The sequence below is a fragment of the Neobacillus driksii genome (assembly GCF_013409995.1).
GTDB classification, from domain to species: domain Bacteria; phylum Bacillota; class Bacilli; order Bacillales; family Cytobacillaceae; genus Neobacillus; species Neobacillus driksii.
In genome coordinates this window covers 39,815-62,755 of sequence record NZ_JACCBX010000005.1, presented here as the reverse complement: position 1 = coordinate 62,755, position 22,941 = coordinate 39,815, and the positions used below count along the sequence as shown (strand labels likewise).

General features: G+C 38.2%; 17 protein-coding genes. 13 read left to right on the top strand and 4 right to left on the bottom strand.

What is annotated here, in order from left to right; genetic code table 11:
- Positions 1 to 684: 684 nt before the first annotated feature.
- Complete coding sequence (locus tag F4694_RS12310; RefSeq protein ID WP_179598238.1) at positions 685 to 1,530, bottom strand: hypothetical protein; 846 nt, start codon at positions 1,528 to 1,530, stop codon at positions 685 to 687.
- 554 nt (positions 1,531 to 2,084) lie between these two features.
- On the opposite strand from F4694_RS12310, the gene F4694_RS12305 reads away from it, so the two are divergent.
- Entirely contained in the window at positions 2,085 to 4,142 is a 2,058-nt protein-coding gene (locus tag F4694_RS12305; RefSeq protein ID WP_179598236.1) for a catalase, read from the top strand.
- A gap of 78 nt (positions 4,143 to 4,220) precedes the next feature.
- Here the strand turns inward: F4694_RS12305 and F4694_RS12300 are convergent, their stop codons facing one another.
- Positions 4,221 to 5,192, bottom strand: a complete 972-nt coding sequence (locus F4694_RS12300) for an SMP-30/gluconolactonase/LRE family protein (protein WP_257029216.1) — start codon at positions 5,190 to 5,192, stop codon at positions 4,221 to 4,223.
- A gap of 349 nt (positions 5,193 to 5,541) precedes the next feature.
- On the opposite strand from F4694_RS12300, the gene F4694_RS12295 reads away from it, so the two are divergent.
- The 12 genes from F4694_RS12295 to F4694_RS12240 all read left to right on the top strand — a co-directional run bounded on the left by F4694_RS12295 (position 5,542) and on the right by F4694_RS12240 (position 21,971).
- Positions 5,542 to 6,276: a GntR family transcriptional regulator gene (locus F4694_RS12295; protein WP_179598232.1), complete on the top strand. Its 735-nt coding sequence runs from the start codon at positions 5,542 to 5,544 to the stop codon at positions 6,274 to 6,276.
- Between the two features lie 291 nt (positions 6,277 to 6,567).
- Complete coding sequence (deoD, locus tag F4694_RS12290) at positions 6,568 to 7,287, top strand: purine-nucleoside phosphorylase (RefSeq protein WP_179598230.1); 720 nt, start codon at positions 6,568 to 6,570, stop codon at positions 7,285 to 7,287.
- Positions 7,288 to 7,410: 123 nt separating this feature from the next.
- Complete coding sequence (locus F4694_RS12285; RefSeq protein WP_179598228.1) at positions 7,411 to 8,814, top strand: MFS transporter; 1,404 nt, start codon at positions 7,411 to 7,413, stop codon at positions 8,812 to 8,814.
- 1,277 nt (positions 8,815 to 10,091) lie between these two features.
- On the top strand, positions 10,092 to 10,850 hold the full coding sequence (larB, locus tag F4694_RS12280) for a nickel pincer cofactor biosynthesis protein LarB (RefSeq protein ID WP_179598226.1): 759 nt from the start codon (positions 10,092 to 10,094) through the stop codon (positions 10,848 to 10,850).
- Positions 10,851 to 11,557: 707 nt separating this feature from the next.
- Positions 11,558 to 12,904, top strand: a complete 1,347-nt coding sequence (locus F4694_RS12275; RefSeq protein ID WP_179598224.1) for a gluconate:H+ symporter — start codon at positions 11,558 to 11,560, stop codon at positions 12,902 to 12,904.
- Positions 12,905 to 13,105: 201 nt separating this feature from the next.
- Positions 13,106 to 13,915 (top strand): ATP-dependent sacrificial sulfur transferase LarE, encoded by an 810-nt coding sequence (gene larE / locus F4694_RS12270; RefSeq protein WP_179598222.1) that lies wholly within the window; start codon positions 13,106 to 13,108, stop codon positions 13,913 to 13,915.
- Between the two features lie 43 nt (positions 13,916 to 13,958).
- Positions 13,959 to 15,710, top strand: a complete 1,752-nt coding sequence (locus F4694_RS12265; RefSeq protein WP_179598220.1) for a sigma-54-dependent Fis family transcriptional regulator — start codon at positions 13,959 to 13,961, stop codon at positions 15,708 to 15,710.
- Between the two features lie 284 nt (positions 15,711 to 15,994).
- Positions 15,995 to 17,341 (top strand): four-carbon acid sugar kinase family protein, encoded by a 1,347-nt coding sequence (locus F4694_RS12260; RefSeq protein WP_218895632.1) that lies wholly within the window; start codon positions 15,995 to 15,997, stop codon positions 17,339 to 17,341.
- Positions 17,342 to 17,435: 94 nt separating this feature from the next.
- A complete protein-coding gene (gene pdxA, locus F4694_RS12255) occupies positions 17,436 to 18,440 on the top strand; it encodes a 4-hydroxythreonine-4-phosphate dehydrogenase PdxA (RefSeq protein WP_179598218.1) in 1,005 nt (334 codons plus the stop codon).
- A gap of 127 nt (positions 18,441 to 18,567) precedes the next feature.
- Positions 18,568 to 19,818 (top strand): nickel pincer cofactor-dependent isomerase, group 22, encoded by a 1,251-nt coding sequence (locus F4694_RS12250; RefSeq protein ID WP_179598216.1) that lies wholly within the window; start codon positions 18,568 to 18,570, stop codon positions 19,816 to 19,818.
- Between the two features lie 211 nt (positions 19,819 to 20,029).
- The gene (locus F4694_RS12245) at positions 20,030 to 20,713 is read left to right on the top strand and encodes an urease accessory protein UreH domain-containing protein (RefSeq protein ID WP_179598214.1); all 684 of its coding nucleotides are present in this window, start codon (positions 20,030 to 20,032) and stop codon (positions 20,711 to 20,713) included.
- 781 nt (positions 20,714 to 21,494) lie between these two features.
- A complete protein-coding gene (locus tag F4694_RS12240; RefSeq protein ID WP_179598212.1) occupies positions 21,495 to 21,971 on the top strand; it encodes an LURP-one-related/scramblase family protein in 477 nt (158 codons plus the stop codon).
- Positions 21,972 to 22,297: 326 nt separating this feature from the next.
- Here F4694_RS12240 and F4694_RS12235 read toward each other — a convergent pair whose 3' ends face one another.
- Together F4694_RS12235 and F4694_RS12230 are read right to left on the bottom strand one after the other, a co-directional pair.
- The gene (locus tag F4694_RS12235) at positions 22,298 to 22,636 is read right to left on the bottom strand and encodes a DsrE family protein (RefSeq protein ID WP_179598210.1); all 339 of its coding nucleotides are present in this window, start codon (positions 22,634 to 22,636) and stop codon (positions 22,298 to 22,300) included.
- Between the two features lie 115 nt (positions 22,637 to 22,751).
- Complete coding sequence (locus tag F4694_RS12230) at positions 22,752 to 22,931, bottom strand: sulfurtransferase TusA family protein (RefSeq protein ID WP_308806343.1); 180 nt, start codon at positions 22,929 to 22,931, stop codon at positions 22,752 to 22,754.
- Between the last annotated feature and the right edge of the window lie 10 nt (positions 22,932 to 22,941).

The window sequence follows — 22,941 nt, the reverse complement described above, 5'->3', positions numbered from 1 at the left end:
GGGGTTTCGCTTGTAGTACATAAGACCTCACTTTAAAAAACGTTATATTGAACTATGTTTTTCCTTATTATCCCCCTCTATGTAAACCTATTATCAATCAAACGTTTAGGTGGTATTTTTAATAGTAGAAGATTGGCAGGTTGTGTATTTTGGTAGTTTTTACTTTTCTTTTAAGGCGCAATCTAAAAAATCTAACCTGATTTTCGACAATTACCTCGCCTGAATTCAAGGGAAAAACCATGTACAAGGGGTTCATCCGCAATTTAATCAAGCGTTTGATTAATAGAATTTGAATTAACTAAACGTTTGATTAGAATGGCATTACGTGCTGGTAATACTGCGTTTTCTTCTCTTTAACCGGAAGAAAATTGTCGAGATGATTTAGTGAAAATAGGTTATATTTCCTTGGTCTTTAAATCACATCTTGCTAGTAGAAGAAACCAACCCGAATTCCTTGGTGCTGCTGGATTCCTTCCAAAGCTAATCAAACGATTGTTTAAAATCGATTCCTGTCATATCTCTGAAACCTTGTCTTAAGAAACTGCCCCAATCCTCGACAAAAAACTTTCTTAAAAACAACCAGGGGTTCGCTTATTTAAAGTATTAAAGGCGGTTTTAATCAAACGATTAATTGAAAATAAGGTTGACGGACCGTGTCGAAGGTTGGTAGGTCCGTTCTCAAATTTAGGACTCGGTGTGCAGCCAATCATAATACATGACTTCGCCTGTTCTGAGCACATAGCGTAACGATTGACGCTCATTTCTGTCTTCAGGCAATTGAGCGAGATACAGCTCTTTTAATTTGTTTGTTAGAATGCCATAAAAGAATGCCACCGGTTTTGCTACAGTTTTGGTAGATTTAAGTTTACGGACCAGCTGTTTAAAAGAGTTAATAGCAATAGCGAGAACGTCCTCTGTATGTTGGTGACAATCAAATCGAAATGCTGCGATTTGGACCATATGCCAGTATTCTTCAATGGTTTTCGCATCAGTGAAAAAGTATTTTACGAGCTGGACAAATGTTTGTGGAACTTTATCACTAACAAACGTGTGATCGAGTTCAATCGGCGCTTCGTTACGTTTAGTAGTCTCTTTATGATTAGTTTTTAAAAGATTATTAGTTTCTTTAGGGTGGTTCAATTTTTCGGCTTTGGGTGGTTCGCTTTGTGGGAACCGATTAAAACAATATAAGTTACTCGTCTGGGAGCCATTTTTTCGTTCAGTTTCATAGATGGTGAGGATGCCTAAATCTTTTGCTATGCCGAGCATTCTTTTAAATGTGGAGCGAGAGATTCCGTTCCCTTGATATTCCTCATTAATCGCTTTAAGTAACGTCCCAATCTTTGCATTACAAACTCCTGGTACTTTTACAGAAAAACGAACCAGCCGTTTCAAACCGACAAGCTCACCTTTTGAGAACTCCTGTTTCTTCACCGCCAACCACATCTCCACATGCGTATTGAACTCTTTCAAACTTTCAAACTGAGAATACCGTTCAAACCCTTCAATTCTGCCTGATTTCAAATTCACAAAAATGCACCAGCCTTTCTACCCTTTATATATAAATCGAAAAGGGAAACGGACAGGGTAGTTTACAGAAAGTTGTTACAAAGTTGTGAACCTCATAACAGCATTTGACGGATCAATTGAAGGATGATGAAAAAGGGAGTTCCCTCATTTCATGAAATCCGGCAAATGATTGTCAGGTGTTTAAGAGAAATGGTTGAAGACATGTGGGGAAAAATTTTTATCTGAGTAGGAAGAGCCACTAAAAAGTGTATTTGCATAAATATTTGTAATATTGAATAAAAATACATTTTGTGTTACTATAATAATAGTTTAAATTCTTCTGAGTTTAGACCTCCTAAAAAGGACTTAGCCTAGACCACTAAGTTCAACTTTGACCTTTGATTTTATGAATCAAAGGTCTTTTTTTATTTTCTTAAAATCTGGGGTCAGTCCCCGACTCAGCAATTTTTAGCCTCAGGTGAAACAAATTTAAAAGGTATGTTTAATCTAACTCTTACTAGGGTACGAGATAAGTAATGTTTTTACATAATAAATACCTAGAGGGAGGAACGATCATGAGCGGCAAGGGGAAGAACGTGAATGAAAACAGTAAAAATGAGCAACTAGAGCAGTTCCGGGTTAATGATGAAGGCAAACTAATGACGACCAATCAGGGGTTAAAGGTTTCGGAGGATGAGTTTTCCTTAAAAGCAGGTGAACGTGGCCCGACTTTAATGGAGGATTTTCATTTTCGCGAAAAGATGACGCACTTTGATCATGAGCGTATTCCGGAGCGTGTTGTGCATGCTCGCGGCTTCGCTGCCCATGGTGAGTTTGAAGTGTATGAGTCAATGAAAGAGTATACTAAGGCAAGATTTTTGCAGGATCCTTTTGTTAAAACGCCTGTGTTTGTCCGGTTTTCTACTGTTGCAGGCTCACGGGGATCAGCTGAGACCGTTAGGGATGTCCGTGGCTTCGCGACAAAATTTTATACTGAAGAAGGTAATTATGATCTAGTTGGCAATAATATTCCGGTTTTTTTCATTCAGGATGCGATTAAATTCCCAGATTTGGTGCATGCTCTCAAACCCGAGCCTCATAATGAGATTCCACAAGCTGCAACGGCCCACGATACATTTTGGGATTTTGTCGCGAACAATCCAGAAACTGCCCATATGGTCATGTGGCATATGTCAGACCGTGCAATTCCACGTAGCTTTCGTATGATGGAAGGGTTTGGCGTTCACACCTTCCGATTTGTTAATCATCAAGGTAAAGCACGTTTTGTAAAGTTTCACTGGAAGCCTATTTTGGGCGTTCATTCATTAGTGTGGGATGAAGCGCAAAAAATCTCAGGTAAAGATCCTGATTTCCATCGCCGTGATTTATGGGAATCCATTGAAAGCGGCAATTTTCCTGAGTATGAATTAGGTGTCCAAATGATAGAGGAAGAAGATGAATTTAAATTTGATTTCGATGTGCTCGATCCAACAAAATTATGGCCTGAAGAAGAAGTACCGGTGAAAATCATTGGGAAAATGACATTGAATCGTAATGTCGATAATGTTTTTGCTGAAACGGAGCAAGTAGCATTCCACCCAGGTCATGTCGTACCAGGTATCGATTTCACGAATGATCCTTTGCTTCAGGGCCGCTTATTTTCCTATACAGATACACAATTACTTCGCCTTGGAGGACCAAACTTTCATGAGCTGCCGATTAATCGACCTGTATGTCCGTTCCATAATAATCAGCGTGATGGCTTTGGACGTCAAACTATTAACAAAGGGAAGGTTAGCTATCATCATAATTCACTAGCATCAAATACACCTATTCCCGCAAGTGAAGAAGAAGGTGGGTATGTTCATTATCAGGAAAAAATAGAAGGCAGAAAGGTACGAGGCCGCAGCGAAAGCTTTAAAGATCATTTCTCTCAAGCTAGACTGTTTTGGAACAGTATGAGTAATACTGAAAAAGCGCACATCCTTGACGCATTCCGTTTTGAGCTTGGAAAAGTAAAGAGTAAATATGTACAGCAACAAGTGGTCGATATGTTTGCGAGCGTTAGTTTAGAGCTCTCAACGGCCATTGCGGATGGGATCGGTGCAGCCCCGCCTCAAGGAGAAGTCTCAGAATCAGAAGTAATGAAATCATCTCCAGCACTTAGCCAGATAAATACAAAGAAACGACCGGAAACACGTAAAGTAGGTGTGATTATTAGCAACGGTTATAACGGTGCTGATGTATCGGAAGTATTGAAAGCCCTAAAAGCAGAAGGCATTCAAGTTGAAATCATTAGCGATAAGCTCGGAACATGCAAAGGTTCTGATGGTACAGAGCTCGAAGTTAACCATACTTTTTTAACGGCGGATTCTGTATTATTTGACGCTATCTATGCAGTTGGTGGAAATAGTGAATGTAAGAAGTTTAACCAAAACGCAGCCTATTTCATTAACGAGGCATTCTCTCACTTCAAGCCGATTGGTGCCACAAACGAAGGCATAAAATGGCTGCAAGCGGGGAATTTAATTAGCAGTCCCGGCGTTGTAATTGGAGATGATATGAGAGAGTTTGCGGAGGATTTTGTAACATCTATTTCTGCTCACCGCCACTGGGAACGCCAAATCGTTTAAACCTAAACCAGAGAGACGAATAATAACAAACCGCTGGGATTATACTCAGCGGTTTGTTAAATATATTTGCTTTAATAGCTATTGTAACCCGTAAGGCTGCAACCCTTCCTTTTTGACCTTAATTCGCCAGACTTCATTTTTCAATGACTCTGTTACATAAAGGTATCCATTATGAAAAGTCAGATTGGTGGTAAAAGTCCCCGCATCCTTAGGCAGGCGAATGGTACCGTATTTAAATCCACTGGCATCAAGTACGACTATTTCGCCAGCCTGGAAATGGGCTACATAAAGATTTCCTTCCGTATCGACGGCCAAACCATCTGGACCGATTCCGCCTTCAAATTGACCGAAGACAAAGGGTGTTTCACGCGCGTCTTTAGCCTCTTTTGAAGGCACAGAGATAATTCGATTGGTAGCGAATTCAGAGATATAAACACGTTGACCGTTTGCTGATATCGCAATTCCATTAGGATACGCAATACCTTCTTGAAAGAGTACTGGTTCTTTACTATTCGGCGGCAGGTAGAAAACACGGCCTATTGGTTTTGTTGCACTCGATCCCATTGGCTCTGTAAAGTAAAGCCCGCCAGATTGGTCAAATACGAGGTCATTTAAGCCATTTAAAGGCTTGCCATTGTAAGAATCAACAATGGTCGTGCGCTCTCTCGTAACAGGGTCATAGGCGTAAAGTTTTCCCGTAACATCTGTGATAAAAAGGCGTCCATCCTTGTGGAATTTGGTCCCTACAGGGAGGTCCCCTACATATGTTTCCACGATTGAAAGCTTATTGTTTTCGACCTTAATAATTTCGCCTGTAGGCGGACTAACCATCCAAATATTCCCGCCACGGTCGAAATTAATACCCTCCATAAATCCACTTCCAACAGCCACCTTTTCCCACTGACTATTTGGATGGACAATTTCAGAAATAGAATGACGTTCCTCTTTTGGCACTGGTTTTGTTACATATAACGATTTTGCTCCAACGACTGTAACAGTAATAAGGGACAGTATGATTAATACAGTTGTTGCTAAAGCCCTTTTTTTCATTTTATACATTCCTCCTTTTTAAACTATAGTTTTCACACAGGGGTAAAAGTCTGTATGTCGTTTTAATTTATCACAATATTTTGAATATATGTAATAGAGAAAAACAGCTAAGTTTATTTAAAAATAAGTAGTTTTTTCTTCTATTTAGTAAATGTGAATTTTGTTATATTTAATAGTTTTACACTTTACTATAAGTAGGAATTGTATAAGTGGCGGAAGGAAGAGTCGCTTTTTTAAAGAAAATAAATACATGGGAGGGATAGTTGATTAATGTGCGGAAAATAGTTTATAGTTTATTTGTTAATAAGAATGAGCAGGGCCAATAGTTTATTTAAAGGTGTGTAAGAGAATGAATATAAAACCAGAGGATCTTCAGAAAACCAAGCGGCCATTGTTTGCGATTGTTTATGATAAATTGTATAAACTTATCATGGATGGAACGTTTCCTCCTGACAGCAGACTACCAACAGAACCGGAATTGGCCAAGCTTTTTGGCGTCAGTCGGATGACACTGCGGCACGCATTATCACGATTGCAGGAAGATGGTTTGGTTAAGAATATCCATGGAAAAGGAAATTTTATTACAAAATTTCATCATAATAAAAACATGACTGGCTTAGAAAAACTGGGAAACCCCATATATAAATGCATTTCAGGACAAATCGATGATGTCGAAATACAATTTCGAATTGAACTCATAAGTGATTACGCGAAGCAGGTTTTAAATCGGAGTATGACCGCTGTTGTTGCCATTGAACGTTGGTATAAAAGAAATAATCAAGCCGTAGCCTTTGCTTTTTCAGTCATGGCTATTGAAGCCGTTTCGGAATTGAATTTAGATTTACAAGATGAACAACAATTATTAGATATGATCGACAAAAAAGTATACGAGCTTGCAAATTCTGCGACCATTGAACTTAGACGTTCCGACTCCATCCCTTCACTAAAATATGAGATAGCTAACGATAAAGATTGTGATTTAATCGTTGAAAGCGTCTATATAAGTGATAAATATCCTGTTATCTATAATAAATTTTATATTCCAACAGAATCTAGCCAAATAACCATTAATTCAGCCAAATAGAGACAGTGATAGAGTTTGTAAATACGTAGCAATTTCCCATCAAATTAGGTGGGAAATTGCTTTTTTTTGTTACAAAAACGTCATATTTTTTTTAACAAGGTAGTTGTGAACCAAATAATAGTATGCTATTCTTTTTATTGTTGCTATATGTACAAGTTTTTATACAACTATACAATGATATGTAATTTTAGATGAGTTTTGTACAATTAGTTGTAAGCGGAAACAAGTGGAAATTTTTTCGCTATGCCTTGGACAGACTACAAATAAACAGGATAAAAGGAGAGAGTACAGATGAATACAAACGGACATAAAGAAACTGCGCATATCAAACCAAATGGAGTAGAGATTGCAGAAACGATCCTTTTGCCAGGGGATCCATTAAGAGCAAAATTCATTGCAGAAACCTATTTAGAGGATGCAGTCCAATTCAATTCTGTCCGCAATATGTTTGGGTACACAGGAACGTATAAGGGAAGAAAAATATCCGTTATGGGTACCGGAATGGGTATGCCGAGTATGAGCCTTTATTCTTGGGAACTAATCCACGTATTTGGTGTGAAAAACTTGATTCGCATTGGTACTTGCGGTGCAATGCAGGATCATATGAACTTATATGATATTGTTTTTGCCATGGGGGCATCAACCGATTCACGGTACGTACATCAGTACAATCTCCCTGGACAATTTTCCAATATTGCTTCCTTTGCATTATTAGAAAAAGCGAAAAAGGTAGCCGATCAAAAGGAACTCCCTGTTCATGTTGGAAATGTCCTCACAAGCGACATTTTTTATAACGCCGATGAAACAGCTGTGGAAAAGTGGCGTAAAATGGGAATTCTATGTGCGGAAATGGAGACAGCTGGTCTTTATATGAATGCTGCCTATGCAGGGGTTAACGCGCTTACAATTTTAACGGTAAGTGATCATATGATTCGACATGAACAAACGACACCGGAAGAACGACAAGTTGCGTTCACCAATATGATGGAAATTGCCTTGGAACTGGCTTAAGAGCACGACAATAAGCATTTGAATACGATACCAAGCAAGGATGTTTTGTACATGCGAGCCGTGAATCGTGTTCAAATGCTAGATTTATACGATAGAGATTAACGAAAAGAGAGGGAAACCGTAATGACCACCATTAGCGCAAATGCGACCATAACGGAAACTCAGGAATATAGTGTTAAGAAAGCTGTGCCTGTGATGCTTCTGTTATTTCTATTATGTTTAATCATTGATAATTCATTTAAAATTGTTTCTATCGATATGGCAAAGGATTTTCATATTTCCGCAACAACAGTGAGCTGGCAGGCAACCTTAGCCGGGCTAGTCATTGGAATTGGAGCAGTGGTTTACGCGGCTTTGGCAGATTCCATTAGTATTCGAAAGCTTTTAACCATCGGGATTATTTTAATTTGTGTAGGCTCCGTAATGGGCTATCTTTTTCAACATTCTTTTTTACTCGTAGTTGTTTCACGAATCATCCAAACAGCAGGTTTGGCTTCAGCTGAAACCCTATATGTGATCTTCGTTACCAAACATTTGCCTGTACATGAACAGAAGAAGTTTTTGGGGTTGAGTACAAGCAGTTTTGCTTTATCACAGGTTATCGGTGCATTAACGGGGGGCTATGTTTCTACGTATTTTCATTGGACAACTCTTTTTCTAGTTCCATTAGTCACTCTCTTTACCCTTCCGTTTATTTTGAAATACCTGCCTAAGGAAGAGACGAAAAACAGTCATGTGGATGTAGTAGGATTATTCCTGGTTGCGGGTATTGCTGCTTCCCTGCTGTTGTATATTACCGATTTCAATTGGGTTTATCTTCTAGCATTTGTGGCAGCGGTTGCTTTATTTCTTGCTTATATCAGCAAGAATTCAAGAGCATTCATTGGGATAACTTTCTTTAAAAATAAGCAGTTTATCTCATTACTTGGAGTCGCTTTCGTGATTTATTCAGTCCAATTAGCGTATATTTTCTTGTTTCCATTTTTGCTAGAAAAGCTTTATGGCCTAAAGTTGGATACGATTTCACTATTATTGATTCCAGCGTATTTATTGGCTGCGATCGTAGGAGCGCTTTCTGGAAAAATTGCAAAGGTGCTCGGAAGCAGACAATGTATCACGATCGCCATGACTGGAATGATCGGCAGTTTGTTGTTGGGCGGTTTCTTTGTAAATACCTCCGTCATTGTCTTTGTCCTATCCATGATTGTATTCTCGAGTTCTTTCGCGTTGATGTACGCACCAATGCTAGAATCATGTATTAGCACGATTGGAAAAGATAAATCAGGGACAGCCATTGGATTTTATAATTTAACACTAAATGTTGCGATGTCAATTGGAATTGCCTATACTGCGGCGATGATGGACCATTCCGCTATGCGTTCCAATATACTGGGGTATTTAAGCCAACCGGACGCTTCCATGTTTAGTAATATCCTTTTTGTTCTCGTACTCATAACCGCTTTTAGCTTATTCCTGTACTGGGTATTGGTTGGGCGAAAAGTGAAAATGACTGTGCGGGACTTGTAGAAAGGGCTCCAGGAATATTTTTGGATCCAAATGAACATCATAACGATTATATCGAGCCACTCTTTTGGTAAAGAGTGGCTCTTTTATATATTATGACCAAGGGGACGGTTCCTGTGGGCTTTTTAACCTTGGCGCTGAAGATTGGTTTCGACTTCTTTTTCTTTTTATATTGGTCTTGAATCTTGTATTTAAAGGAGTTAAGCCCTATTTATTCAATAGATTGTGTAAAAGGGAAGATTCAAATTATTTGCCAAAGAATGCAGTATTAAGGGGAAATGGCTCACATGAGGGCATTTGACAAGCTAACCATTAAAATCTACTCCATTCGCCGACAATTATTTTACCTAAATTAAGTGAGGAAGCTTTACATGGCGGTAATAAGCCCTTTTTTACACAAACGTTTAATTACCATGCTGTCTTGGAGCAACCCGTCAATGATTGTAGAAAACCATTTTTATGGGCGAGCTTTGGGGGATATTAGAAAAAAGCAATACCAATGGGTTTATTAGCCATCTTAAGAATGGGATGGCTAAGTTTTCTACATGGAATGGAAATGATAAGAACAGGTCATGCACCCATCTAATAAATAGACGGAAAAATTCCGCCTATTTCGAAAATAGCATTGAAACTTGCCTAAATAGACGGAGAGATTCCGCTTATTGACACGAAAAGCGGGATAATGGGGGATTTTGCTTTGCATAAGCGGAAAATCTCCGCTTATATACCCCGAAATGAGCTCCCCTTTGGTTTTAACCGGAAAACCTCCGCTTATTATTTTACTTTCACTGGTTACTTAATTAAAAATAGGAAGATTCCATCATCCTTTTAATCAAAATTATCTAAATAAAAAAAGGGTTGAACTGTATTTGTATAGTTCAACCTTTAATTCATCGATATAAGTCCTCATTTTATAGAATTACTGTTGAAAGTCCCCCAACGATAATTTTTCGGGAATAAATTTACTCAAGCAATCATCTCCCATGGATTATTAATCATTATGCTGGTTTTCATTTATTAATTCGTAAAAAGATCTGCCTCCTTTTTGAAAGCGAAACCGCTTAGGTGGGTGCTTCACATTTGGGAGGACGGAATCGTATAAAAAAGAAAATGTGGATGAAACATCTGGAATCAGTGGCAAACCAGAAACTTTCCATTATGCATTTTTGCAAAGATTATTCTATAATGGGGGGGCTGACAAATAGTATTTTGGAACAAACCTAAGAAATACTATTTGAATGGTTCGAATTGAACAAGATCGTTTAAGGTGTGTGAAAACAATGTTGGATGAGATATTGAGGCAAGTTCAAAAGGGAAAATTAAGTGTTTCAGAAGCGAAAGAAAAGTTAGCAACATATGAGAATCTAGGGTTTGCAAAAGTCGACCATCACCGAAAGAATCGTCAAGGGTTCCCAGAAGTGATTTATGGGGAAGGGAAAAAGAAAGAACAAATCCTTTCCATTATTCAAGCAATCAGATCAAAAGACGATGATGTATTAGTTACACGAGTTTCAAAAGAAAAAGCGGATTATATCCTTGGTGAATATCCTGAATTTACATATAACGAAACGGCACAGATTCTCTTCTGGAAAAAAAGCACAAATAGAATGGAATCTTATCAAGGGTATATTGCCATTGTTTGTGCGGGTACATCAGATCTTAGAGTAGCGGAAGAGGCTGCTATTACAGCTGAAGCATTAGGGAGTGAAGTTCGCCGCTTTTATGATGTAGGTGTTGCGGGGATCCACCGTTTATTTGATGTTATTGAAGAAATACAACAAGCGACTGCCTCAGTAGTAGTAGCGGGAATGGAAGGAGCGCTTCCAAGTGTTGTTGGCGGGCTCGTATCACATCCTGTCATTGCCGTTCCGACAAGTGTTGGCTATGGGGCAAATTTAAATGGTCTGTCTGCGTTGTTAACGATGCTGAATTCATGTGCATCGGGCATCAGTGTTGTAAATATCGACAATGGCTTTGGTGCTGCCTATAACGCAGTACTGATTGATAACATAGGAAAAAAAGGAGCCAAACAGGGATAAAACACTATATATCGATTGTTTTTCAGGGGACAGCGGTGCATTGGAGCTCTCCTACGGCTGGGGTTTGGAAGACAATCAATTACAATTCATGAAAATGTCCACGCGGATAAAGGTGTTATGCCTTTATCCGTATTTTTTTTGAAAATAGATTCGTAATACGTTGAAAATTTTTAGGACAGAATAACCAAAAGAGAGAGAGAAACAGAATGTAATATCCCGTTGGTCAAGATCAAAAAGACGTTGATCAAACAGGTGTTGCTGCAATAAATAGCGGTTTGTTATCTATAACTTTAAACTGTTGAAAAAATAAACACAAACATTCCGTATTTACCTATTGACAAGAATTATTGTTACATTATACAATGATAGCGTTCACAATGTGATGTGATTACCAACAGTTCCGGCGGGTTCTGTTTTATTTTTACTCATAAAGTGGATAAACGTGTTGCAATATTAGATAATTTCCATGATATAGGAGATATTATTCAAACGCTTTCAAACAGAACTGAAGCAATGTTCTTACCTTTTTACTTCTAATTTTCCACTGTAAGCCTTTGCAAGTATATAGAGAGAGTAAGAGTGTAAGTGATTTTTAAAGAGTAAGAAGCGTTGATATGAAAGACATATCTATATATTTCATGTGTAAAAGGAAATACATTGCAGCATTTATATTTAAAAACTTTTTGAGAGGACATGGGGGGACAATTATGCCGTTATTAATTGTTGCATTAGGGGTACTTGTATTAATTATTTTAATTATGGGTTTAAAACTAAACACATTTGTTTCATTAATCATCGTTTCATTTGGCGTGGCGTTAGCGCTTGGGATTCCTTTAGTGGATGTTGTTAAATCCATTGAAAGCGGTTTAGGAGGAACACTGGGCCACATCGCTTTAATCTTTGGTATGGGTGCAATGCTTGGAAGGTTAATCGCTGATGCAGGCGGAGCTAACCGTATTGCGGTTACCTTAATTGACAAATTTGGAGAAAGAAGAATTCAGTATGCTGTTCTAGCTGCTTCATTTATTTGTGGTATCGCATTATTCCTTGAGGTTACAATTGTATTATTAATACCAATTATTTTCTCCATTGCAAAAGAATTAAAAGTTTCTATTGTACATTTAGGTCTACCAATGGTTGCAGCGGCCTTGTCGACTCACGCTTTCTTGCCGCCGCATCCGGGGCCAACTGCAGTTGCTGCTGAATATGGTGCAAATATCGGCTTAGTTTTAGTTTACGGAATTATTGTGGCAATCCCGACTGTTCTAATAGCGGGTATATTATATCCGAAACTTGCTAAAAAAATAGTTCCGACTGCTTGGACTAGAGAAGGCAGTGAATCATTTGGTATTCAAAAAACATTCAAAGAGGAAGAAATGCCTGGTTTCGGAATCAGCGTATTTACAGCACTATTCCCAGTGATCTTAATGTCAATCGGTGCAGTGGTTGATATTCTTCAGGCAAGTATGGGATTTGAAGATAATTCCATGGTGCAAGTGATTCGTTTTATCGGTAACTCATCAACTGCTATGGTACTTTCCTTATTATTAGCCATCTACACAATGGGAATCAGCAGAAAAGTTCCAATGAAGGAATTAATGAATACATGTGGTTCAGCGATTAATGCATTAGGTATGCTATTGTTAATCATCGGTGGCGGTGGTGCATTAAAACAGGTCCTTATTGATGGCGGTGTTGGTGATTATGTAGCTCAGCTATTTGAAGGCTCCAATATGTCACCAGTCTTATTTGCATGGACTGTTGCGGCAATATTACGTGTTTGTTTAGGATCAGGAACTGTTGCTACTTTAACAGCGGCAGGATTAGTTATACCAGTACTTGGTACAATACCTGGTGTTAATCTTGAACTCGTTGCATTAGCGACTGGAGCTGGCAGTGCGATTGCATCTCATGTTAACGATGCAGGATTCTGGATGGTTAAAGAGTCTTTAGGTCTAACCTTGAAAGAAGCATTTGGCACATATACGGTACTTTCCACTATTGTTGGGGTATCAGGATTAATTTGTACTTTACTCTTAGATATCGTTTTATAGCATAACAGCAGAAACCATTTTATATATCCCATATAAAATGGTTTCTTTTTTTGAAATAGGTTGAAATCGCTTTTCCTTTTCATGAAATTCGCTTATAATGAGAATGTGTTGCAAAATGCAAAGGTTTGCTTTTGAAGCAATGAATTTACCAAATCATACCATCAAAACTAGGTTAAAGATATAGAGATAGGTGGAATTAGGATGACTGAGAAGTATGAAAGATTGAAAGAAATTTTAAAAGAGATGGGCAATGTTGTGGTTGCTTTCTCCGGTGGGGTTGACAGTACATTTTTATTAAAAGTGGCGGTTGATGTTTTAGGAGTGGAAAATGTTTTGGCTGTCACGGCTGATTCGGAAACGTATCCTTCAAGTGAATTAAAAGAAGCCAAGAAGCTGGCCCTATTGATTGGGGCAACACACCAAATTATTGAAACCTCCGAATTAAGTATCCCCGGCTATGCCGAAAATGATCGGAACCGTTGTTATTTTTGTAAAAACGGGTTGTTCGAAGAAATCGTTCCAATCATGCACGAGAAAGGGTTTAAAAACGTTGTATATGGTTTAATTGCTGATGATATGAGTGAACATCGCCCAGGAGTACGTGCGGCTAAAGAACATGGCGTCCGTGGTCCGCTCCAAGAGGCCAATCTTTATAAAGAAGAAATTCGTGACCTATCAAAACAATTAAACTTGCCTACCTGGGAAAAACCATCATTTGCATGTTTATCATCGAGAATTGCATATGGGGAAAAAATTACGATTGAAAAATTAACAAAGGTTGAAAAAGCTGAGGCTTATCTAAAAGGGTTAGGGATTAGACAGGTACGCGTACGGACTCATCAAGAGATTGCAAGGATTGAAGTGGAGCCTAAAGATATGCCGGTCGTTTTAGCCTGCCATAAAGATATCTTGGAAAACCTTCAACGATTTGGATATAAATATGTTACGCTTGATCTTCAAGGCTATGTAAGCGGCAGCATGAATAAAGTGTTAACAACCAACGAGCAATAGTCCATAATGGAAAGTAATGACAAGGTAGTAGGTGAAGGGGAAAATGATTAAAGCATTGGTTATTGTCCCTTATGAGGGATTATATGAAATGATGAAAGAGATTCAACAAGAAGTGGAAGATATTCTTTTCGATATCCAATTGGGGAATTTATATGAAGGTGTCGCCATTGCTAAGGAGGCTGAAAATAATGGCTATCATGTCATCATCAGCCGCGGCGGTACGGCTTCCATGATTCAGGAGGTCGTATCCATACCAGTGATTGACATTCAGGTGTCGGGCTATGATGTATTACGTATTATCACACTTGTAAAAGGATTTTCCCGTAAAGCTGCGATTGTTGGATTTTCGAATATTACACAAGGAGCTGGTACGATCTGTAAGCTTCTTGATTTGGATATTAAAACTTTGACGATTACAAAAGATACGGAGGTTAAAGAAAAATTAACCTATTTAAAAAATCTTGGCTATGAAGTAGTAATCGGTGATGTGGTTACCGTACAAGCGGCAAAGCAATTGGGGCTGACAGGAGTTCTCATTACTTCTGGAAAGGAAGCTATTTTTGAGGCTTTAGAAGAAACAAGAAGAACATCTCGCATATTCTCCAAGCTGCAGCAGGATGTTTCTATGTTTAAATCTATTCTCGACTACGACGACCGGGCTGTCGCGGTTTTTAATCATGAAGAGAAAATGATTTATGGGAATGAATTTTATTATCACGAATTCCAATGGTTCAATTTAGAGGATTCGGCAGATATCAAAAGGCTGATTCAAGAAACGGCATCAACACGTAAAAAGCAAACAAAGACCGTTCATATTCATCACTCATTCTGGGAAATAACCGCTTGCCCCAAAGAAGAGACAATCGTTTTATTTTTTGAAAAAGACCTTCTTGATCAAGCTGGTATAAATAAGGGCGTTAACTTGAATGCAATCGAATATCGCACATCTACATCATATGTCCCTATTTCTGGAAAAAGCAGTCCGATTCAGAAGGTGTTAAAACAAATAGACCAATATAGTATAAGCGAATCTCCTGTGTGGATTTCTGGTGAAGAGGGAAATGGGAAAGAATTGGCTGCCCATTCGATTTATATAAAAAGGAAAACAATGAATGAACCTTTTATTGTCGTACATTGCGACTTATTAAGTGCGGAACAACTGAAAGATCTTTTTCAAAAATACCCTGCAGGTGTAATCTTTTTGAAGAACATCGATAAATTGAACTTTGATCTGCAAAAGGAGCTATACAAAATAGTCAAGAATGAAAATAATAAGCTGCAATGGTTAGCGTCCTCTGAGGGTAATATAGAAGAAAAAATCAAAGATGGTACGTTTTATCGTGGATTGTATGATACATTGGGACAATCAAAAATTTATATACCGCCACTACGGGAACGAAGAGAAGATATTGAGGATTTAGTTCATGTATTTATCTCTGAATTGCATCCGAAATATGGAAACGAGGTAGTGGGAATTCGCCTAGATGCATTAGAAGAGATCACCAACTATGATTGGCCAGGCAATGTAGAACAGCTTAAACAGGTAATCGAACAATTATTTATTCAGACACGTTCCTTTTACATCGATAAGGAAGATGTGGAAAATGTCTTAATAAAATTAGAGCAGCCAGAGTTCAAGAATGATGTGTTAACTTCTATCGATATAAGTGGTACATTGGAAGAAATCGAAAGACAAGTGATAACGAAAGTTCTTGAAGAGGAAGGGTTAAATCAATCCAAAGCTGCTAAACGGCTAGGCATTAATCGTTCTACTTTGTGGCGCAAGCTTAAATAACAGCTTGCGTCTTTTTTTGTGAAAAAATGGTGCAAATAACAACACAATGAAATTTCGCGTGATTTTTTAAACAAATACATTGCTAAATGCAACATTATAAGTTATTATTAGTAGAGTTGAAAGCGTTTTTAGCTTTGGAAAATAAAACAGTATATCCACCGTATAAGTCTATGTTGCAGAATGTAATGAGAATCAACATAAAAGCTTATTATATAGTCATGAATAGGTAGTTTAAATCAGATGGAACATAATTAATAGTAAATTGATTTATAAAGGGGGTCGGGATGCAGGTGAAACTGGCGGTTATAGCAGATGATTTAACAGGTGCAAATGATACTGGGGTCCAGTTTGCAAAACAAGGTTTAACGACAACAGTCCTATTTTCAGATACACCATTACAACCTACCCATTTAAGTGAAGATGTCATTGTCTTAAATTCAGATAGTCGTGCATTAAATGCTGAAAAGGCTTATCAAGTAGTATTGAAGCTTTCTTCAGAATTGAACACAATAGGCGTTTCAAGTGTTTTTAAGAAGATCGATTCGACCATGAGGGGAAATATTGGTCCTGAAATTGATGCTGTAATGGATGTATTCAAGTATAAGACTGCGTTTGTCGTACCTGCTTTTCCGAAAAGCAAACGGATTACAATAAATGGAAATCATTATGTCAACGGTATACTGTTAGAGGAAACGGAAATCGCTCGAGATCCTGTCAACCCAGTTGAGGAAAGTTATCTGCCGAAATTGTTGCAGGATCAAAGCAAGCGGAAAATCGAATCTATCTCGATTTCTGATGTGCGAAAAGGAAAAAGTCATCTATCACAAAAAATGAATGAGTTGACTTCAGGTGATAGTTCAAAAATAATCATCGTTGATGCAACGACAGATGAAGAACTGAAGACCATTGTCGAAGCGGCTAAAATTTTTCATGATGATTTTCTTTGGGTCGGTTCCGCTGGGATTGCCTATCATCTATTCGACACAGGTAAAAGTGAAGAGTCGTTGCTTAACACCCAGGTCGGTGAACGACTTCCGGTGCTAGTGGTAGCAGGCAGTGTGAATCCTGTCATTGATCGACAAATTCAAGATCTTAAAGCAAAACATCATGTTGAAGAAATTGTCATATCTCCTGAGGAATTCTTTTTTGAAGGTAGGAGAAAACGTGAAATTGAACGTGTTGTTAAAGCAGGTCAAGTATTCCTGGAAAAAGGCGATTTAGTGGTAACCACCAATCGTGAACGAGAAGCGGTCAATCAAGTGAAAGAGCTTCAATGCCAGCTTGGTCTATCAAACTTTGACGTAGGTAATACTATTGCCGAATCAATGGGAGTCATTGCAGGTGAGTTAATTAAAACCAAGCACATTTGCGGGACTGTTTTGACAGGTGGGGAAATTGCAGGAGCGACATGTAAAATCCTAAATGGCGAAGGGATTCGTGTCATTGGTGAGGTCGAAGCTGGCATACCTTACGGGAAATTATTCGGTGGATTATTTGACGGTATGCCGCTTGTAACCAAAGCGGGTGCATTTGGAACTGAACAAGCCCTTTCAAAGTCTCTTCGAACCATAACGGAAGTAAATGCACATGTTAAAAACTGTGATTGGCGAGATATTTACGTATGTAAATAGGAAGTTTTTTTGATGAATAACGCCAAGCTTTTGTGGTTATCAAATTCGACAAAGCTTGGCGCAAAATAAGATGTGATAACGGGAGGAATCGATTATGGCTACATATAAACCAGGTATTGCGATTACAATGGGAGATCCTTCAGGAGTTGGACCTGAAATTATCGTTAAATCTTTGAACGATAAAAACATCTATGAAAATTGCCGCCCATTTGTAGTTGGTGATCTAAAAATTCTTAAAAGAGCTTTGAATGTAACAAATATTGACCTTCAATTAAATAGCATTGCAAATCCTGAAGAGGCAAAGTTCGAATACGGGACAATCGATATTATCGATTTGGATTTAGTATCTGAGGACCTGCCATGGGGACAGGTTTCTTCTGAGGCTGGAAATGCTGCATTCCGCTATTTGGAAAGGGCAATCGCCTATGCGAATGAAGGTCAAATTCAGGGGATTTGTACGGCGCCTTTAAATAAAGAAGCGCTTCATAAAGCTGGTCATATTTATCCGGGCCACACTGAAATCTTAGCAGAATTAACAAATACAAAAGATTACGCCATGATGCTATCTGCTCCTGGCCTAAGAGTTATTCATGCGACAACACATGTTGGACTAATGGATGCGATTAAGAAAAATAATGCTGAACGTCAATATACAGTTATCAAGCTTGCACATGATACATTACAAAAAGCAGGGATTAAATCTCCTCGAATCGCGGTTTGCGGGATTAACCCCCATGCTGGAGAAAATGGTCTTTTTGGAAATGGTGAAGAAGAAGAAAAAATCATTCCTGCTGTAGAAAAAGCGCAGGCAGAAGGAATGAATGTACACGGGCCGCTGCCAGCTGATACGTTATTCTTTAGAGCAAAACGCGGGGATTTTGATATTGTTGTGGCACAATACCATGATCAAGGGCATGGGCCAATCAAGGTATTGGGTCTTGAAGCTGGGGTTAATATTACTGTCGGTCTTCCAATCATTCGTACAAGCGTTGACCATGGGACAGCTTTTGATATCGCTGGAAAAAATATTGCGGATGAGCTATCTTTAAAAGAAGCAATTCGCATGGCGATTGAATTAGCTCCTGGTAAATTGTCGTAATGAAATGAATCATGATGGTACTAGCAAGAGGTCATTAGATGGTCTCTTGCTACCTTTGTATTCCTACGGTTTACATACTTTTAAAGTAAGAGATCTTTATGATCAAGTTTGAAAGGGGACTAATATGATGGGTTTTCCGAAGGTCGCTAAAATAAGACAAAGATTCCAGGTAGAAAGTTTACACGATATTCCTGGAACGATTTCAGAACAATTTAACCAGGTAAAGGCTGATGAGAAAATTAAGCCTGGTATGGAAATTGCTATTACCGTTGGAAGCAGGGGGATTGCAAATATTCCATTAATCGTTAAAAGTGTTGCAGATGAAATTAAAAAGAGAGGCGCTAAACCGTTTATCATTCCTGCAATGGGAAGCCATGGCGGAGCGACAGCTGAAGGGCAAGTGGAGGTACTAGATGGATTGGGTGTAACCGAAGAATCCACTGGTTGTGAAATTCGCTCTTCTATGGATGTTGAAACAATTGGAGAAACGTCAGAGGGTATCCCTGTTTTTATTGATAAGCATGCTTATCATGCAGATGGAATCATCGTTATGGGACGTATTAAGCCGCATACTGATTTTAAAAATAAAATTGAAAGCGGCATTTTAAAAATGGCATCGATTGGAATGGGAAAACACAAACAAGCATTGGCTTTACACACATATGGCATTAAAGGAATCAGTGAAATGATGCCTGAAGTTGGAAAAGTAGCGATTCGTAATTCAAATACCCTATTTGGTATAGGCATTGTTGAAAACGCTCATGAAGAAACAGCCATCATCGAAGCAATTGGATCGGATCAAATTGAAGAACGCGAAAGAGAATTATTGAAAAAAGCCTTTGATCTAATGCCAAGCCTTCCAGTGGATCAAATGGATATTTTGGTAGTGGATGAAATCGGTAAAAACTACAGTGGCACGGGTATGGATACAAATATTATCGGCCGGATTCGTGTATTGGGTGTAGAAGAACCGAAAAAACCGAGTATCAAATATGTAATTGCTTCAAATTTAAGTGAAGCCAGTCACGGTAATGCGTTAGGAATCGGGTTAGCTGATTTAACAACAAAGCGTTTATTTGAAAGTATTGATATAAAAGTAATGAATGAAAATGTTGTCACCAGTACATTTTTAGCCCGTGCCAGCATTCCAATTGTCCTTGACAATGACCTAGAAGCACTAAAAGCAGCTCTACGCGCAAACTGGGGAGTCGCTTGGGAAGAGGCAAGAATTGTAAGGATTCCAAATACTCTTCATATTGGGGAGTTACTTGTATCTGAAGTCATTTTTAATGAGTTGAAAGATAAAGAAAACATCGAAGTATTAGAGGGTCTGCATGAAATGAAGTTTGATGAAGACGGTTATTTCTTACCGATGTAATGGCTATGTTAACTTACAACAGTTTAATAAGAGGTAATTAGAAAAACAAGGCATTGCTCCTAGTAATGCCTTGTTTTATGGTTAGATGATATTATATTTGGAAAAAAGGAGTATATTTTGGTCTATTAAAAAGGAGAAGACAATAAGTATGAAACACATTAGTTTTCTCCCAATTTTTTATAGTTTCATAAAATAGCTAGGAGGTTTCTAAATGGATGTAAGTTTTGTATCCATTCTTGCATTAGGATTTGTGCTAGGAATCAAACATGCAATTGAACCGGATCATGTCATAGCCGTATCTACTATTGCTAGTCAAAGTAAAAAGCTATTTCGTTCCTCTCTTGCTGGAGTGTTTTGGGGTATTGGCCATACTGCAACATTATTTATAGTTGGAATTATCTTACTTATTATGAAAGGTCAAATACCGGAAAAGTGGGCTATGTCACTTGAATTCCTGGTAGGTATTATGCTTGTTTATCTTGGTATATCAACTATCACCTCATTAAAAAAAATCCACGTTCATCAACATGAACATGAAAGTGAAACTATTAATCCACATGGGACCCAACAAAAAAATTTTTCCTATATAAAATCTATGATAATTGGTCTCGTTCACGGTCTTGCTGGAAGTGGTGCAATAGTAGTTTTAACGATGAGTACCGTTAAGAGTGTGTTCGAATCGGCTTTTTATATCCTTATCTTTGGCTTTGGAACAGTGATTGGTATGCTTTTCTTTACAACGATTCTTGGAATTTCGTTTACTTTTAGCGCAAAAAGATTAAGATTGAATAAAACTCTTACACAAATTACTGGAGTAGTTAGTACAGTGTCTGGCATTTATTACATGTATAATTTAGGGATAGCAGAAGGATTGTTTAAATTGTGGTTGCAATAGTTTCCGAACTTACGGTTCATTAAATTGGTTATTTTTTTCACTGTAAGATCAGTTACGGTGAACCTTATCATAAGTAAATGGGGTTATTAGCCAAATGCCTCTCCTTAGGGATGGGCTGGCTAAGTTTGCTTAATGGAAATATAAATGATAAGAAGAGGTTAAGCACCCATCTGATAAATAGACGGACAAATTCCGCCTAATTCGAAAATAGCATTGAAAATTGCCTAAATAGACGGAGAGATTCCGCCTATTGACTCGAAAAACGGGAAAATGGAGGATTTTGCTTTGCATAAGCGGAAAACCTCCGCTTATTTACCCCGAAATAAGCTCCCCTTTTGATTTAACCGGAAAATCTCCGCTTATCTACTTCTGCTGGTTACTCTATTGAGGAAAAGACTTCTTACTTAAAAGGAAGTGAGATGAACCGTAGCATTAAGTGGTTCTTCGGCATAGCTACGAACCTAGTTCTTAAGGAAGCTAATTAGTTGAAAAACATAAAACTAGGTAATAGGAATGAAAGGATCATCATTACCACTCCAAGGACTATCACCAGGCGATACTTTTTCCATATCCCCAAATGGATGACAGCTAATCCTATGAGAAAACCTATAAAAATAATAATTCCACTTGCTCTTATAATGATGTATCCTCCGAGTAAAGCAAACACCAAAAAACTTATGATAATCAACAAATAAATACGCCCTTTCGGATAGGAATCATGTTCGACTTTTTTACAATATATATAATAACATTGAAAAGTTTTAATAAAGGGAGGCATACTATGAAGCAACTTTATATAAAACAGAAGGTATTCAGTCTTAGTGGTAAATTTACAGTTAAGGACCAGCAGGAGAAGGATGCTTATTACGTGGAGGGCAGTTTTATGCAAATTCCCAAGACCTTCTCCATTATGAATACCATCAGGGATGAAGTTGCACGTGTTACGAAAAAAACGTTCAGTTTTTTACCGAAATTTTTGGTTGAGGTGAATGGACGAGAGGTAGTAACGATTAAGAAGGAGTTTTCCTTCCTTAAACCACAGTATACCATTGAGGCGGCGGGCATTGTCGTACATGGGAATTGGTGGGATATGGATTTTGAGGTAATACAGCATGGTGAGGTAGTAGGTAAGGTGAGCAAGGAATGGTTCACGTGGGGAGATAGCTACAGGGTTCAAATAGTGGATGAAGAGATGGAGACCATTATGATTGCGCTTGTTGTTGCAATTGATTGTGTAAAGGCTGACTCCTCAGGTTAAATGAACGGTGTGCCTGTCACCATCCAGAGAAATTCCAATGAGTCTAAAAATCGACAAGACTTTTATCAGAGACTGGTAAAAGTTCTTTTTTCATTTTCTATAATTCCAATAATCTGTATCTTATCTAATGACCTTCTATTGGAGTGTGTCTCCAATTTTAAAACCTTGCTCTCAAATTTTATTGTCACCTTCTTGACAGAAGACCAATTGGATTTTCCTTTTTAGCTGTAGTTTATGCTGAACCTATAGGAAGTTTAACAGGAACTGCACCTCAATTGTTGGTTATTAATTCAATAATGGTAGGTGCAGTTTGAATTTATTCAAGATCAAGATAAGGTAATGACTTCGTATTTTGAGGCTAGCTCAATAAATTGGGCCATTCCACTGATTTTCCCAACTACAAGCTTATCGTTCAGTTCATAAAAGTCTACACATGTTTTACAAGCAAGAATGTCGATACCCTTATCCTCCAGATCTTTTAATTGGAGAGAAACAAGCGAGCTGTCCGTTAACGTAAACACACCGCGATTCATGCAAAAAACAGCGGCGGGCAGCTCTTCCCTTTGCTTAAGAATAGTAAAGAAGGTTTCTACTATTCCTTCTCCAAGCTCTGGTTCGCCTTTGCCAAGCTGATCTGAAGCAAGTAAAATGACTTTGTTTTTCAATTTATCCACCTCACTGATTTAATAATGCCATGTTTAGTTGCAGTTTCTTCCATCCAAAAAGTACCCCTAGGTTGATTTTTTATGTCTGCACTATAGGTACTTTTTTATAAACATGCTATTTAACGACTTTGATATAAAAATAGATATCCTGCCCTACTTTTTCTGGTTCCTTCAGCAGCTGGTAGCCGTGTTTGACGGCCTCCTCCGGAACACTTCGAAAAGATTGAGGACAATCTGCGATGACTTGCAAGACTTCCCCGATTTTCATGGTTTTTAGCGCATCCAGCGCAAAAATGACAGGGTAG

Coding starts and splice junctions, on each gene's coding strand:
- F4694_RS12250 (WP_179598216.1), top strand. CDS start 18,568: ATGGGTTTTCCGAAGGTCGCTAAAATAAGACAAAGATTCCAGGTAGAA.
- F4694_RS12240 (WP_179598212.1), top strand. CDS start 21,495: ATGAAGCAACTTTATATAAAACAGAAGGTATTCAGTCTTAGTGGTAAA.
- F4694_RS12285 (WP_179598228.1), top strand. CDS start 7,411: ATGACCACCATTAGCGCAAATGCGACCATAACGGAAACTCAGGAATAT.
- F4694_RS12305 (WP_179598236.1), top strand. CDS start 2,085: ATGAGCGGCAAGGGGAAGAACGTGAATGAAAACAGTAAAAATGAGCAA.
- F4694_RS12260 (WP_218895632.1), top strand. CDS start 15,995: ATGCAGGTGAAACTGGCGGTTATAGCAGATGATTTAACAGGTGCAAAT.
- deoD (WP_179598230.1), top strand. CDS start 6,568: ATGAATACAAACGGACATAAAGAAACTGCGCATATCAAACCAAATGGA.
- pdxA (WP_179598218.1), top strand. CDS start 17,436: ATGGCTACATATAAACCAGGTATTGCGATTACAATGGGAGATCCTTCA.
- F4694_RS12300 (WP_257029216.1), bottom strand. CDS start 5,192: ATGAAAAAAAGGGCTTTAGCAACAACTGTATTAATCATACTGTCCCTT.
- F4694_RS12275 (WP_179598224.1), top strand. CDS start 11,558: ATGCCGTTATTAATTGTTGCATTAGGGGTACTTGTATTAATTATTTTA.
- F4694_RS12265 (WP_179598220.1), top strand. CDS start 13,959: ATGATTAAAGCATTGGTTATTGTCCCTTATGAGGGATTATATGAAATG.
- F4694_RS12245 (WP_179598214.1), top strand. CDS start 20,030: ATGGATGTAAGTTTTGTATCCATTCTTGCATTAGGATTTGTGCTAGGA.
- F4694_RS12295 (WP_179598232.1), top strand. CDS start 5,542: ATGAATATAAAACCAGAGGATCTTCAGAAAACCAAGCGGCCATTGTTT.
- larB (WP_179598226.1), top strand. CDS start 10,092: ATGTTGGATGAGATATTGAGGCAAGTTCAAAAGGGAAAATTAAGTGTT.
- larE (WP_179598222.1), top strand. CDS start 13,106: ATGACTGAGAAGTATGAAAGATTGAAAGAAATTTTAAAAGAGATGGGC.